Origin of the sequence: Auritidibacter ignavus, assembly GCF_029853775.1 — a bacterium.
Classification (GTDB): domain Bacteria; phylum Actinomycetota; class Actinomycetes; order Actinomycetales; family Micrococcaceae; genus Auritidibacter; species Auritidibacter ignavus.
Window position 1 is genome coordinate 1413173 of the sequence record NZ_CP122564.1, and the last position, 12146, is coordinate 1425318.

At 58.1% G+C, this 12146-nt stretch carries 12 protein-coding genes; 7 read left to right on the plus strand and 5 right to left on the minus strand.

What is annotated here, in order from left to right; all coding sequences use genetic code 11:
* The first annotated feature begins 49 nt into the window (after positions 1-49).
* The 3 genes from QDX22_RS12095 to QDX22_RS06445 all read left to right on the plus strand — a co-directional run bounded on the left by QDX22_RS12095 (position 50) and on the right by QDX22_RS06445 (position 4381).
* Positions 50-754, plus strand: coding sequence for an alpha/beta fold hydrolase (locus tag QDX22_RS12095; RefSeq protein WP_425248481.1), 705 nt, complete (start codon positions 50-52; stop codon positions 752-754).
* Positions 755-863: 109 nt separating this feature from the next.
* Positions 864-2042, plus strand: a complete 1179-nt coding sequence (locus QDX22_RS06440; protein WP_110123304.1) for a CaiB/BaiF CoA transferase family protein — start codon at positions 864-866, stop codon at positions 2040-2042.
* Positions 2043-3022: 980 nt separating this feature from the next.
* Positions 3023-4381, plus strand: a complete 1359-nt coding sequence (locus QDX22_RS06445; RefSeq protein WP_122548906.1) for an MFS transporter — start codon at positions 3023-3025, stop codon at positions 4379-4381.
* Here the strand turns inward: QDX22_RS06445 and QDX22_RS06450 are convergent.
* A complete protein-coding gene (locus tag QDX22_RS06450) occupies positions 4378-5079 on the minus strand; it encodes a tyrosine-protein phosphatase (protein WP_122548907.1) in 702 nt (233 codons plus the stop codon). The two genes, QDX22_RS06445 and QDX22_RS06450, sit on opposite strands and share 4 nt — an antisense overlap.
* A 99-nt stretch (positions 5080-5178) precedes the next feature.
* Here QDX22_RS06450 and QDX22_RS06455 point away from each other — a divergent pair, with 99 nt between their 5' ends.
* The 3 genes from QDX22_RS06455 (at position 5179) to QDX22_RS06465 (ending at position 8393) form a co-directional block, all read left to right on the plus strand.
* A complete protein-coding gene (locus QDX22_RS06455; RefSeq protein WP_122548908.1) occupies positions 5179-6186 on the plus strand; it encodes a 1,4-dihydroxy-2-naphthoyl-CoA synthase in 1008 nt (335 codons plus the stop codon).
* A gap of 29 nt (positions 6187-6215) precedes the next feature.
* Positions 6216-7436 (plus strand): AMP-binding protein, encoded by a 1221-nt coding sequence (locus QDX22_RS06460; protein ID WP_243857481.1) that lies wholly within the window; start codon positions 6216-6218, stop codon positions 7434-7436.
* Positions 7437-7523: 87 nt separating this feature from the next.
* On the plus strand, positions 7524-8393 hold the full coding sequence (locus tag QDX22_RS06465) for a 1,4-dihydroxy-2-naphthoate polyprenyltransferase (RefSeq protein ID WP_122548909.1): 870 nt from the start codon (positions 7524-7526) through the stop codon (positions 8391-8393).
* A 12-nt stretch (positions 8394-8405) separates the two neighbouring features.
* Here the strand turns inward: QDX22_RS06465 and QDX22_RS06470 are convergent, their stop codons facing one another.
* On the minus strand, positions 8406-8777 hold the full coding sequence (locus QDX22_RS06470; RefSeq protein WP_110100675.1) for a DUF4229 domain-containing protein: 372 nt from the start codon (positions 8775-8777) through the stop codon (positions 8406-8408).
* Positions 8778-8857: 80 nt separating this feature from the next.
* Here QDX22_RS06470 and QDX22_RS06475 point away from each other — a divergent pair, with 80 nt between their 5' ends.
* Positions 8858-9328, plus strand: coding sequence for a PLD nuclease N-terminal domain-containing protein (locus tag QDX22_RS06475; protein ID WP_110100676.1), 471 nt, complete (start codon positions 8858-8860; stop codon positions 9326-9328).
* A gap of 19 nt (positions 9329-9347) precedes the next feature.
* Here QDX22_RS06475 and QDX22_RS06480 read toward each other — a convergent pair whose 3' ends face one another.
* From QDX22_RS06480 to ccsB, 3 genes are all read right to left on the minus strand, one after another.
* Positions 9348-10505, minus strand: coding sequence for an alanine/glycine:cation symporter family protein (locus tag QDX22_RS06480; RefSeq protein WP_244924650.1), 1158 nt, complete (start codon positions 10503-10505; stop codon positions 9348-9350).
* On the minus strand, positions 10423-10824 hold the full coding sequence (locus tag QDX22_RS06485; protein ID WP_233242919.1) for an alanine:cation symporter family protein: 402 nt from the start codon (positions 10822-10824) through the stop codon (positions 10423-10425). The genes QDX22_RS06480 and QDX22_RS06485 overlap by 83 nt, the downstream gene beginning before the upstream one ends.
* A gap of 144 nt (positions 10825-10968) precedes the next feature.
* Entirely contained in the window at positions 10969-12141 is a 1173-nt protein-coding gene (gene ccsB, locus QDX22_RS06490; protein ID WP_110097991.1) for a c-type cytochrome biogenesis protein CcsB, read from the minus strand.
* Positions 12142-12146 lie beyond the last annotated feature (5 nt).

Sequence of the window (12146 nt, forward strand, 5' to 3'; positions counted from 1 at the left end):
AGGAGGACTCTCAATGGCATATGCCCAAACAAACGGATCTTCAGAGGGCATGAATTTTTGTTTCCTGCATGGGATAGGTGGTACCCCGCAACACTTTGACCCACTTGTGTCGGAGCTATTGACCCAATTGGATCGAGACACCCGACTTAAATTGCCAACGAAGGTCCCCGTCAGCGAGCTAAAACACTGGAATTCACTAACGCATGGCAGAGAGGATGTAGGGCTACTCGCAGCCGTCGAGTACATTGCTCGTCAAGTCGACTCATGTGACGTGCTCGTCGGCCATAGCACCGGTGGCGTAGTGGCTCTCCAATCAGTAGCTTGGGGTATGGTAGCGCCCAGACTTGTAGTGATTATTGATTCCAACGCCCCCGTTGGTAGTTCGAGCCTGAAAGCGCGCGAGAGAAAAGCCAATCTAGCAAGTCAACCTGATTGGCGACAGGCGATGCGGGCGTCTCTAGCTCGAGATTGGGACGGCCCAGCCGAGTGGAAAGACCGTATTTTTAACGATCTTGACCGCACCCCCGACTTACCAATGAGATACATATGGAATTCCGTTCTCAACTGCGATTCGGTAGCACTGTGGAAGTCACTCAATGTAAGGGGACTCTATATTCGTAGTACGCGTTCATTGACTGCCTCAGAGCTGGCAGAAGTGAATGACCTTGTGTCTCACGTAGAAATTCGCGGAGGACATTGGCCCCATGTATCAAAGCCCGCTACTGTAGCCACCGCTATACGTCAATGGCTCTGAATTTTGGTTCAGATTAGCTTACCAAGGTTCTAGTTCTTCAAATTGTGACAATACAAGGGAATATTATACAGCCCCTTTTATCCGTCACCTCGTTTTGAAAGGTGTAAGTATGTTACTCGACGGTGTCCGCGTACTGGACTTGTCACGGCTGGTAGCGGGAAATCAGTTGACTTCTCTCCTTGCCGATTTCGGCGCCGACGTAATAAAAATCGAGCGTTTAGGAATTGGCGATACGCTCCGAAATTGGAGAGTCCGTGGTGTGGAAACCCATTGGAAGGCGTATTCACGGAACAAGCGAAGTGTTGAGCTTGATCTTAGACACCCAGATCACAAGGAAATACTTCTGCGACTAGTTGAGCGTTGCGACGTCGTGGTCGACAGTTTCAAACCTGGAGACATGGAGCGTTTCGGCTTATCTGACAATGCACTACTCACACGCAATCCAAAGGCAATAATCGTTCACATTTCGGGGTGGGGAAGTACGGGTTCGCGTTCTAACATGCCCGGCTTCGGTACTCTAGTTGAAGCTGCCAGCGGATTAGCATCCAGGACTGGAGAAGCAGACGGGCCGCCCCAGCTTCCTCCAGGTTCGTTTGCTGACATGATCTCGGGAACGTATGGCGCATTCGCTGTTACAGCCTGTTTAGCGCGACGGTTTTCAAGTGAAGGTTTCTGTGGTGAGATCATTGACCTTTCCCTGTTCGAGCCTATGTTCGCCATCATGGGCCCGCAAGCGGCTGACTTTGAACTAACAGGCGAAGCACCTAAGCGTATCGGTAGCCGGATTACTTCCGCGGCACCTCGTAACGTGTATAAGTGTGCGGACGGTCTATGGATCGCCTTATCCGGGTCGACCCAGGCCATGAGCGAGAGAATTTTTACTGCCATAGGTCGCCCCGAGCTTATCGAGGACCCCCGTTTTTCGAGCAACAACCAACGCTTGAAACATGTGCAAGAACTCGATGAAATTTTAGGATCCTATTTCCTCGAAAACCCCAGAGAAGTGGTGCTGTCTAAATTGCAGGCCTTGCAGGTTACCGCCGGAGCGGTCACAACTATTGCGGATCTAATTGGCTCAGATTTTTTTGAATCGCGGCAAATCCTTTGTAGGGACTCGGGCGATGAAACGGGTACCCTTATCCATGATGTTATTCCCCGTTTGAGGAACAACCCAGGACGGATACGGTCTGTAGCACCCAGCCTAGGTGAACACACCAGAGAAATATTGGCTGAAGTATGTTTCGACCAAGAAGTTGAACGTATTCTATCACATATCGACCAAGAGTGAGGCTAGCGTTACCAGAATGATAGACCACTACTACCCTGAAAGGGGAGTAATTAGTTCAGCTAGCAAATCCTCGATTCCCCGTTATTGAATACGTGGTTCCCCTAGTCTTATGGGTGAGCCCCTAAGGTACGCATTATCAGTTCAGAGATGCGGTCCACAAGGTATAGATGGATACACATTGACTGTGTTTCTTGATGGTCGTTCATTTATAACAACGCCTAGTCGGCAGAAGTGCCACCCAACGTGGAAGGGGACTAGTAGAAGAAGCCACTCTGAATCATTTCCACGGCTGCAGATGAATTGAAGGACAAGCGGACTAATTCAGATTTATTCGACCCACTCGGATTCATCGCAGATGGAGTAATTCTTTACATACCCCGCCTCAATTCTCAAAAATATCGTATCATTTTACCGTATTTTGAGATACATGTATAGACTTTTCAGGACGATAGACGCTCCTACACAGAGTAACTTGCAAGCGCTCAATATTCCATTATAGTACGTCACCAACACATATTAACTCGCAAATTCGTTATTGTTTTACGCGCCGATCATAAGAAAGTATTCAAGGCCCATTAATTGGGAGGGTTAGTTAAATACACTCAAGCCTATCCAATAAAGTTCAATATCCCTGAATATTGTGACTCTAAAGACGTCGAACGTCGAGACAAAAGCGGTTAACGATCCTAAAGTGTCTGATGCAAGCAGAGATAGTCAGGAATGGTAGGTAATTGGTCTCCCCTGTCGCTAGAAGGCCATAACATTCCGAACAAATCGATACTGTCTACCCAGGACCACGACACGTTGCTGGCCCGCGAGGTCTAAACGCTCGCCTCAGGTAGTAGCCACCGTGTGACCAACGGGCGTAGCATCGGTCCCTGCTCCACCGACGGGACGGGTGTTACGTCCGCAGTCGTCAGCTGACGACTCATTCAGGGCCTGGGCATGCAATCGGCGACGCACTGTCCTAGCATCATGGCATGGCTCACTCATCATCACACACTCTCACCGGTAGCGATGTCGTCCAGAATCTGCCCTGGAAATGGAACGTTCAGGGACGAATCTTCCTGATCGGCGGTCTGGGATTCATGTTTGACGCCTGGGACGTCTCACTCAACGGTGTGTTAATCCCGCTGCTCTCCGAGGAATGGAATCTCGAGCCAGGTCAAGCTGCCTGGATCGGCGCCGCTAACCTGTTGGGCATGGCCGTCGGTGCCTTTGTCTGGTCCACCATCGCTGACCGCATTGGGCGCAAAGCCGCCTTTACCGCCACCATTGCAACTTTCGCACTGTTCACCATTGCCGGAGTGTTTGCTACCGATGTCGTCACCTTCGCGATTCTGCGATTCATTGCCGGGTTCGGGCTCGGGGGCGCGATTCCGGTCGACTACGCCCTGGTCGGAGAATTCACGCCACGTCGACAACGTGGCCGAGTACTGGCAGCCATGGACGCGTGGTGGCCGATCGGTGCCGCGCTGGCTGGGTTCGTCTCCGCCTGGCTCGTGGGGATTTTTGCTGACTGGCGACCGACCATGCTGGTCATGGTACTGCCAGCCATACTGCTGATCTTCGTGCGGCTCTGGGTCCCGGAATCACCGATGTATCTGATTCGCACTAACCAACACGACAAGGCTCGCCACGTCATTGACCGGCTGGTCGAGGCCACCGGGGCCGAACCGAAACCCTATCAGCTGGAAACCATGACGGATGTTCCCACGATGTCCTCGGGGGCGATTTTCGACCAGCTACGTCGTGTTTGGGCGTACTCGTGGAAAATCACTCTGTCGGTCTGGTTGCTGTTCTTGACCATCATGTTCGTCTACTACGTTTCCTTGCAGTGGTTGCCGACCTTCCTCATCGAGGCCGGGTACGTCGAGTCCCAGGCCTTTATCACCACCGGTGGTATGGCCGCCTCCGGTCTGGTGGGCGCACTGATTGCCACTTACTTGATCGAAAGAACCGGTCGTCGACCGCTGCTGGCCATCTCGGCGATCATCGGCTCGCTACTCTTGGTGCTACTGGCGATGGTCTTGGACGTCCCCTCCGCGGTACTACCGGTGATCTTGACCTACGGAATGGTCATTCAGGTCGCGATCCCAGTCATGTATGCCTATGCCTCTGAGATCTACCCCACCGAGCTACGGGCCTCTGGTTTCGGTTGGGCTTCAACCATCTCCCGTATTTCCGCCGGTGTTGGACCGCTCATCTTTATCACCGCGCTGGTCCCGGTCCTGGGTCTGCCGGGAAGCTTCCTGGTGGGAGCCGGCACCGTGGTGGTGGCCGTGATCGTCATGTTCGTCCTGGCACCGGAAACCACCGGACGCAAGCTGGAGAACTAGGTGCGGTCCTGCTCGGCGAGGTCCAAGAACTCCGCAACCCGGCGCGGTGTCCATTGTCGCACAAACTTTTCCAGAGCCCTGGCACGAAAAGCTAGGTCGCGCTCAAACTCCTCGCCGGTGAGCCCACGCTCGACCGGATGCGGAACCGCCGAGTGCAAGTGGTGGTCGTTGATGCCACGTAAGGCGGCCTCGTGCACGGCGAGAAGCTCGTGCAGGGTCGTACCACCGCCGGGAACGCGGCCGGATTGCAGGGCGAGGGTAACCACCAACCCGGTCCGGTCGCGACCTGCCGAGCAGTGCACCACCACCGATTCCCCACGCTCCAGCGGAGCCAGCACCGCCTCCACCGCGGTGGCGACCATATCCGGGAAGGTCTCGATGATGTCCTGGTAGCTACTCGGGTCCCGCGGGTAGGGGTCATACCGGGCCCAAAACTCCTCGCGCTGCAGCTCGTGGACAGGCGTGTTGACCCGAGTGAGCGCTGCGGGACGCTGCCCAGCTACCGGATCGGTGGACCGTCTGCGCATCTCGGGAGTATTACGCAGATCAACCACCGTCCCCACGCCGGCATCGACCATCTGGTCCCAGCCACGAGAAGTCAGCGCTTCAGCCCGTCCCATTCGGAAGAACCCTGGACGAATCTGCCAGGCATTGACCGCTCCATCCCAATCCAGTCGTTGCAACGAGTGTGTAGTCATGATGTGCTCTCTGTTGAGGTCTCGACACCGTGAGGTAGTTACTGGCTGTTGCTGTGCTCACCAGTCTAACCAGCGACCATCATGACTAGACTGGGTTCCATGACCGAGACTTCGCCCACGCACTCTGCACAGCCTTACCCTGCCCGGCCCCAACCGGCCGATACCTCCGTTCCTGAGAAGGTCTCAGATATTTTCGACCCGAGCCAGTGGCGGGTGGTGCCAGGATGTGATTTCACCGACCTGACCTACCACCGCCAGGTGCTCCGCGATGACAACGGGGACTGGGTGGGCGATCTGCCGACCGTGCGCATCGCCTTCAACCGTCCCGAGGTACGCAATGCTTTCCGTCCCGGCACCGTCGACGAGCTCTACCGGGCCCTGGACCACGCCCGGATGTCCTCAGACGTGGGGTGCATCCTGCTGACCGGTAACGGCCCCTCGCCCAAGGATGGTGGCCACAGTTTCTGTTCCGGTGGCGACCAGCGGATCCGTGGCCGGGATGGCTACCACTATGCCTGCGGGGATACCGCTGAAACGATCGACCCCGCCCGTGCCGGGCGCCTGCACATCCTGGAAGTCCAACGCCTGATCCGCACCACCCCCAAACCGGTCATCGCCCTGGTCAATGGCTGGGCAGCCGGTGGTGGCCATTCATTGCACGTTGTCGCTGATCTGACATTGGCCTCGGCCGAGCACGGAAAGTTCAAGCAGACCGATGCGACCGTGGGCTCTTTTGACGCCGGCTACGGCTCAGCCCTGCTCGCCCGGATGGTGGGCCAGAAGAAGGCCCGAGAAATTTTCTTTACCGCGCGTGAGTATTCTGCCCAAGATATGGTTGACGCCGGTGCGGTCAATGAAGCGGTCCCGCACGAGAAACTCGAAGACGTGGCACTCCAGTATGCCGCCGATATCAATGCCCAGTCCCCACAAGCCATTCGCATGCTGAAATTCGCCTTCAACCTGGCCGACGATGGAATGGCGGGCCAGCAGGTCTTCGCCGGCGAGGCAACCCGCCTAGCCTATATGACCGATGAAGCCGTCGAAGGCAAGAACGCCTTTCTGCAAAAGCGGGACCCGGACTGGTCGGCGTTCCCTCGCTATTTCTAATCCCGTCCGCGCGATAGGGTCGTCACGGCATGGACTTACCAACACCGCACCAGCTCGACCAGATGCTCGTTGCGCTGCAACGCGCGATGGACCACACCGGTGATCCGGTGGAGTTCACCGGCTCCGGCGAGGTGATCTTCCGCCCCGAGGCCAGAGACCCCGCTCGGGGCGGGGGCCCCGACATCGCCGCGGTGGTTCGCACCTCCGGGTCCACCGGCAGGCCCAAACAAACCCTGTTGTCTACCTCCGCGTTGCAGGCCTCGGCAACCGCCACCGCGGAAGCGCTGGCCGGTCAGGGACGCTGGCTGCTGGCGGTCGGGGCCCAGTTCGTGGCTGGTCTCGCGGTGCTGTCTCGATCGATCATGGCCGGAACCACGCCACTGGTGCTGCCCTCCGGATCTTTTACGGCCGAAAAGTTCGTTGCTACCACCGCAGGCCTCAACGGGCGCACCCCGGTGGACCAACCCCGGTACGTCTCGCTGGTCCCCACGCAACTGACCCGGCTTCTGGAGGCCGGGGAGGCGATCCCCGAGGTGATCGATGGCCTGCGGTCCTACAGCGCCGTGTTGGTCGGTGGCGCCCGCGCGCCGCAGGCCAGCGTCGAGGCAGCCCGCCAGCACGGCATCAAGCTGATGCTAACCTATGGTTCCTCGGAAACGTGTGGTGGGTGCGTCTACAACGGTCGGCCGCTACCGGGCGTGGACCTGGGGCTGGCCCGGCACACCATCGCCGGCGGGGCCGCGGTGGACCGGGTCACCCTCACCGGCGCCATGGTCGCTACCGGCTACCTGGACCAGCCCAAGCTCACCGCCGAGCATTTTCGGACCGGCCCGGATGGCACCCGCACCTACCTCACCGATGACTACGGGGAAATCCTCACCGCCTCAACCTCTCACACTCCGCAACTGCGTGTGCTGGGACGGGTGGATGATGTGCTGATCTCGGGAGCGGTCAAGGTCTCCGCCGCCGAAATCCAGCGGGTGCTGGAGTCACATCCGACAATTCGCGAGGCTTTTGTGACCGGGGTGGCCGATGACCACTGGGGACAACGTATTGTCGCCGGTATCGTGCCGGCTGAGGATGCGGCCATCGAGTCGGAGAACCAACGAGACACAGCCCTTCGTCGTTGGGTACGTGCGCAGCTAGGTGAGGCGGCCGCGCCCAAGTCCTTCACAGTTCTGGATCGGATCCCCTTGCTCGCCAACGGCAAGCCCGACCGGCGTTATCTTCAACAGTTGCTCTCCGAGTGAGTACTACAGTGAAGGGGTGCCATCATCGGCACCGGAAGGCACTCCATCCCGTGATGCCTCGAGTCAGACCAAGGAGTAACACACCAGGTGGCAACATTTTCTCAGTGGGTCTCAGCTGCACGATTGCGCACCCTTCCCATGGCCATCGCTCCGGTCGTGGTTGGCTCGGCCGCAGCTGCGGAGCTGGACTCCTTCAACCCACTACGCGCTGTCCTTGCGCTCATCGTGGCGCTGGCCATGCAGGTCGGGGTCAACTATTCCAATGACTACTCCGACGGCATCCGTGGCACCGATGACAACCGGGTCGGTCCCTTCCGGCTGACCGGTTCACGATCCACCGAACCGCGTCGAGTCAAGCTGGCGGCGTTCGGATGTTTCGGCGTGGCTGGACTCGCGGGTCTGATCCTGATCGGCCTGTCAGGAACCTGGTGGCTGATCGTCATCGGCGTGCTGGCCGTGTTGGCCGCCTGGTATTACACCGGGGGCAAACACCCCTACGGGTACATGGGATTAGGCGAAGTCTTCGTCTTCATTTTCTTCGGACTCGTCGCGGTATTGGGTACCACCTACACTCAGGCGCTCGCCCTCTCCGGGCTGGCGTGGATGGGAGCGATCGGGTGTGGCCTGATCTCCACCGCGCTGCTGATGGCCAATAACGTCCGCGATATTCCCACCGACCGCGAGACCGGAAAAATGACGCTAGCCGTGCGACTAGGTGACACCGCTGCACGCTGGAGCTATCCGGTGATGCTATTCATCGCCGTGGTACTCCCGCTACTCTTCGTCCCGATCCACCCGTGGTTGCTGTTGTTACTGATCGTGTTGGGCATCTCCATCCGCCCCTCCATCATCATGATTGAGTCCACGGACCGCCAAGACCTGATTCCCGTCTTGAAACTCACCGGTATCCTGGGCTTGATGTATGCAATGTTGTTCACCGCAGGCGTTCTGCTCTAGAACACTGGTGCCCTACCGCTTCTCGGAGCGTTGCGCGTCGAGTTCGGCTGCGGCCCGTTGCGCTTCGGCTTCGGCTTCGCCACGTTGCTGCTGGGCGTCGTGGAACCGGCCGGCGGTAAAGCTGTCCTCGGCTTCGGCGTCCTTGAGTTCTTGGACCCCATTTTCTTTGCGGTTCGGCGAGAAAATATCTGCCAGGTTCTGTCCGGCTGCATTGCGTAGCCGGTCCAACAGGAGGTATCCCACCGCGAAACTGACGATGAGACCGATCACCGTGGCAAAGGTCCACGAGGCAGCCAACGGCCACGACGAGGTGACATAGGCGGTGATTGCAAAGGCCAATCCGAACAGCAACAGGCGCAAGCCACCATAGACCAGAAACTTCATAGTGTCCCAGTCTAAACCCGGGATCGTTCTTCCGGAGAAACGAGCACGCGCGATGACCCGTTCCTTCGTAGACTGGTACCATGCGTTTTCTGATTCCACTAGCGATCGTCGCCCTCGGCGTGATGATCTACGCTTTCGTCGAGTGCATGCAAACTCCCCGAGAGCGCATCCGCACCCTGGCAAAACCGGCTTGGCTAGTGATTATCGCTCTCGTTCCTGCCGTGGGAGCCTTGCTGTGGCTGTTCTTTGGCCACCGTCGTGCACTGCCACAGCCCGGCAGTTTGGGGTCGAGTCCACAACGTGGCAAACAACAGCCGGCCCGGCCGAAGTCCCCAGACGATGATGACGAATTCTTGCGTCGTCTCGATATTCAGCGTCGCCAGAAAGCTCGTGAAGAACAGCTCGACGCTCGAGAAGCCAAGTTAGACGCCTACGAGCGGAAGCTCAGAGAACGGCACGATTCTGCTCACACCAATGACAGTTCCGAGACTCCAGACGATCCCGACGACGAGGATTTCCCTGGCGACTCGACCGGATCGCAACGGTCCTAGCCACAAGCCAGAAGCACCGCTACGTGTGGGGTTGCCGGTGTCCTGAGATGTCTTCCGTTGTCCAACATTCGATGTTTTCCAGGTCAGGCATATCGGAGGCGAGAAAGATCGGTTCTTTACCGTCACGTCGTTGTGCTGTGTAGTGTTTGAGTAGGCGGATCGCGGTACCAGACATCTCAGTGATCACCACAAAATTGAACAGCGCGATGACGACCATGGTGACTCCAGCAATCGCCCAGGCGATATCCACCGAAATCGTCGATCCCACGAAGACCACGCCGGTCAGCACCACCGCGTAGATTTTGCGCAGTTTCTCTGAATCCGACAGGAACAAGATGTTCGCCTCGCCATAGGAGTAGTTGCCCAGGATTGAGGTGAACGACACCAGCAGAATGATCACGGCCAGGGCAACAGCACCAAACGCGCCGAACGTTGAGGTCAACGCCATCTGAGTCAGTTCGACCCCCGGATTGGCGTCTGCGGTCGCAACTGGATCGGGGTACGTAAACAGGATAATGAAAGACGTAACTGAGCAAATGACAAGGGTGTCCAGGTAAACCCCCAGGGACTGCACCAGACCCTGTTTCGCGGGGTGAGAGACATCGGCCGTGGCGGCCACGTTCGGCACCGACCCCATGCCTGCCTCGTTGGAGAGCATGCCACGTTGGATACCGGCCATCAGCACCGTGCCAAATGCGCCACCGGCGGCCGCCTCAAAATTGAATGCCTCACCAAAGATCAGGCCCATGACGGTGGGAAGCTGGTCAATATGGATGATCATCACCGCAAGCCCGAGCAGAATGTATAGCATCGCCATCACGGGCACCACGTTTTGAGCCACCCTTGCCACGCGGCGCAAACCGGCGATGACAATCAGGCCGGTGAGAATCACCAGCACCACGGCCAGACCCCAGATGAGTGCGGTGGTATCCTCCACGCCGAGTTCGGTCGCGGCACCGGTCACAGAGTCCACGATGGTATTGGCCTGTAGCGAGGTGAAGCTCAAGGCGAAGCAGAAGATAAAGATCACGGCAAAGACAATGCCACCGGCGCGAGAACCGAGACCTCGTTCGATGTAATAGGCCGGTCCGCCCTTAAAAGTGTCGAAACGACGGGTCTTGTACAGCTGGGCTAGTGTGGACTCCACAAAAGACGCGGCCGAGTTGAGGATCGCCATGACCCCACATCCAAAAAACGGCGCCCGGGCCTCCCATAGCAATGGCACCGGCCACTCCGGCGATATTTCCGGTGCCAACTCGGGCCGAGGCGGTCACTGCGAAGGCTTGGAAGGCCGACAGAGACCGGGTGCGTCCCGTATCGTCGCGCGTGGCACGGTCGGTGATCGCCCGGAACATATCGGGCAAATGTCGAATCTGGACCATTCCGGTACGCACGGTGAGATAAAAGCCGAGCAGGATGATCACAGGCATGCCCAGAAGTTGCCAGGCCATGTCCTCTACCTGACCGAGCATCTCGGAGATGGTCTCTGCATTCATAGAAGGTGAGGTTACCGGATCTTAGGCCACGTCCCGAGTGCCCCTCCCAGAATCCCGGAGATCCGGAAAAACATCGCTGTTCGGCATGTCATGATACGTCATATGCAGGCTTTCGTGACCGACCATGTCCGGGCTTTTTGAGGCTTAGACTCCAGCGTAAGAGTGTAGCGAGGGGAAGTAGAGGTTGACGATGGTGTAGTTGAAGACCAGGCAGGTGAAGCCGATGATGTTCAACCAGGCCGCACGGGTCCCGGTCCAGCCGCGGGTGGCGCGCGCGTGCAGGTAGCCTGCATAGACCACCCAAATCACGAAAGTCCACACTTCTTTGGCGTCCCAGCCCCAGTAGCGCCCCCAAGCCTGCTCGGCCCAGATCGCACCGGCGATCAGCGTGAAAGTCCACATCACGAAGGCCACAGCGTTCAAGCGGTACGTCCAATTCTCCAAGGCGAAGGAGGAGGGGACCAGGCGCAAGAAAGACCAGGGTTGCTGTCCGGCTTTGGCTTTGACCTCGGCGCGCTGTTTGATCAGCTGCAACACCGACATGGCGAACGTCAGGGAGAAGATTCCGGTGGCCATCACCGCCACCGAGACGTGAATAACCAGCCACCAGGACTGTAACGCCGGTTGCTCGTTGGCGACCGGCGTGGCGAAACCAATCGTGGCTGCCGTGAGCATCAGCACGATGACGGCGGTGACGAAGGTCCCCACAAAGCGGAGGTCTTTGCGGATCAGGAACCCGAGGTAGACCAGCGAGATAACCAACGCTCCGGTGGTCATGAATTCGTACAGGTTCGACCAGGGCACACGGTTGGCTGCCACGCCACGAGAGATCACAGCGGCTGTGTGGATCACCGCAGCAAAAACCGTGATCGCAACGGCCACATTGGCCCAGGGCCGGCGCGTGTGGCCGGAATAGTCCATATCGTCGGAGACCAGTCGAGCACCCACCCGGTGGTCACCGAACATATCAGCTGTGTGTCCTGACGTCTGACGCTGGTCGAGACGGTCGGCCGGACCCGAAACATCGGTGTCTTCCCGCCCGGTGTCGTCCCACGCGGCGGTGGAGCTACCACCACCGGCACCGACCAGCGCCGGTGCGCTCACCTCCGCGTTGGCGGTTTTCTGGGCCTTGCGCTCCCCAACTTCTTCCAGTTCACGCACGTGATCATCATAGAGTTCGTTCTCGACGCGGCGAATGGTCTTCGAGGCAGTGGCCATGTCCCACATGAATAAGAAAAAGGCGACAAGGTAGACCAGGGCAGCGATGAGCATAAAGAGATCGCTGTACTCGCCGAGGGTCTCATTGACTGGTTTCATCGAGG

Bases quoted from the DNA above. Each gene is read 5' to 3' on its own strand.
- QDX22_RS12095 (WP_425248481.1), top strand. From the start codon at position 50: ATGAATTTTTGTTTCCTGCATGGGATAGGTGGTACCCCGCAACACTTT.
- QDX22_RS06440 (WP_110123304.1), top strand. From the start codon at position 864: ATGTTACTCGACGGTGTCCGCGTACTGGACTTGTCACGGCTGGTAGCG.
- QDX22_RS06445 (WP_122548906.1), top strand. From the start codon at position 3,023: ATGGCTCACTCATCATCACACACTCTCACCGGTAGCGATGTCGTCCAG.
- QDX22_RS06450 (WP_122548907.1), bottom strand. From the start codon at position 5,079: ATGACTACACACTCGTTGCAACGACTGGATTGGGATGGAGCGGTCAAT.
- QDX22_RS06455 (WP_122548908.1), top strand. From the start codon at position 5,179: ATGACCGAGACTTCGCCCACGCACTCTGCACAGCCTTACCCTGCCCGG.
- QDX22_RS06460 (WP_243857481.1), top strand. From the start codon at position 6,216: ATGGACTTACCAACACCGCACCAGCTCGACCAGATGCTCGTTGCGCTG.
- QDX22_RS06470 (WP_110100675.1), bottom strand. From the start codon at position 8,777: ATGAAGTTTCTGGTCTATGGTGGCTTGCGCCTGTTGCTGTTCGGATTG.
- QDX22_RS06475 (WP_110100676.1), top strand. From the start codon at position 8,858: ATGCGTTTTCTGATTCCACTAGCGATCGTCGCCCTCGGCGTGATGATC.
- QDX22_RS06480 (WP_244924650.1), bottom strand. From the start codon at position 10,505: ATGGCGATCCTCAACTCGGCCGCGTCTTTTGTGGAGTCCACACTAGCC.
- QDX22_RS06485 (WP_233242919.1), bottom strand. From the start codon at position 10,824: ATGAATGCAGAGACCATCTCCGAGATGCTCGGTCAGGTAGAGGACATG.
- ccsB (WP_110097991.1), bottom strand. From the start codon at position 12,141: ATGAAACCAGTCAATGAGACCCTCGGCGAGTACAGCGATCTCTTTATG.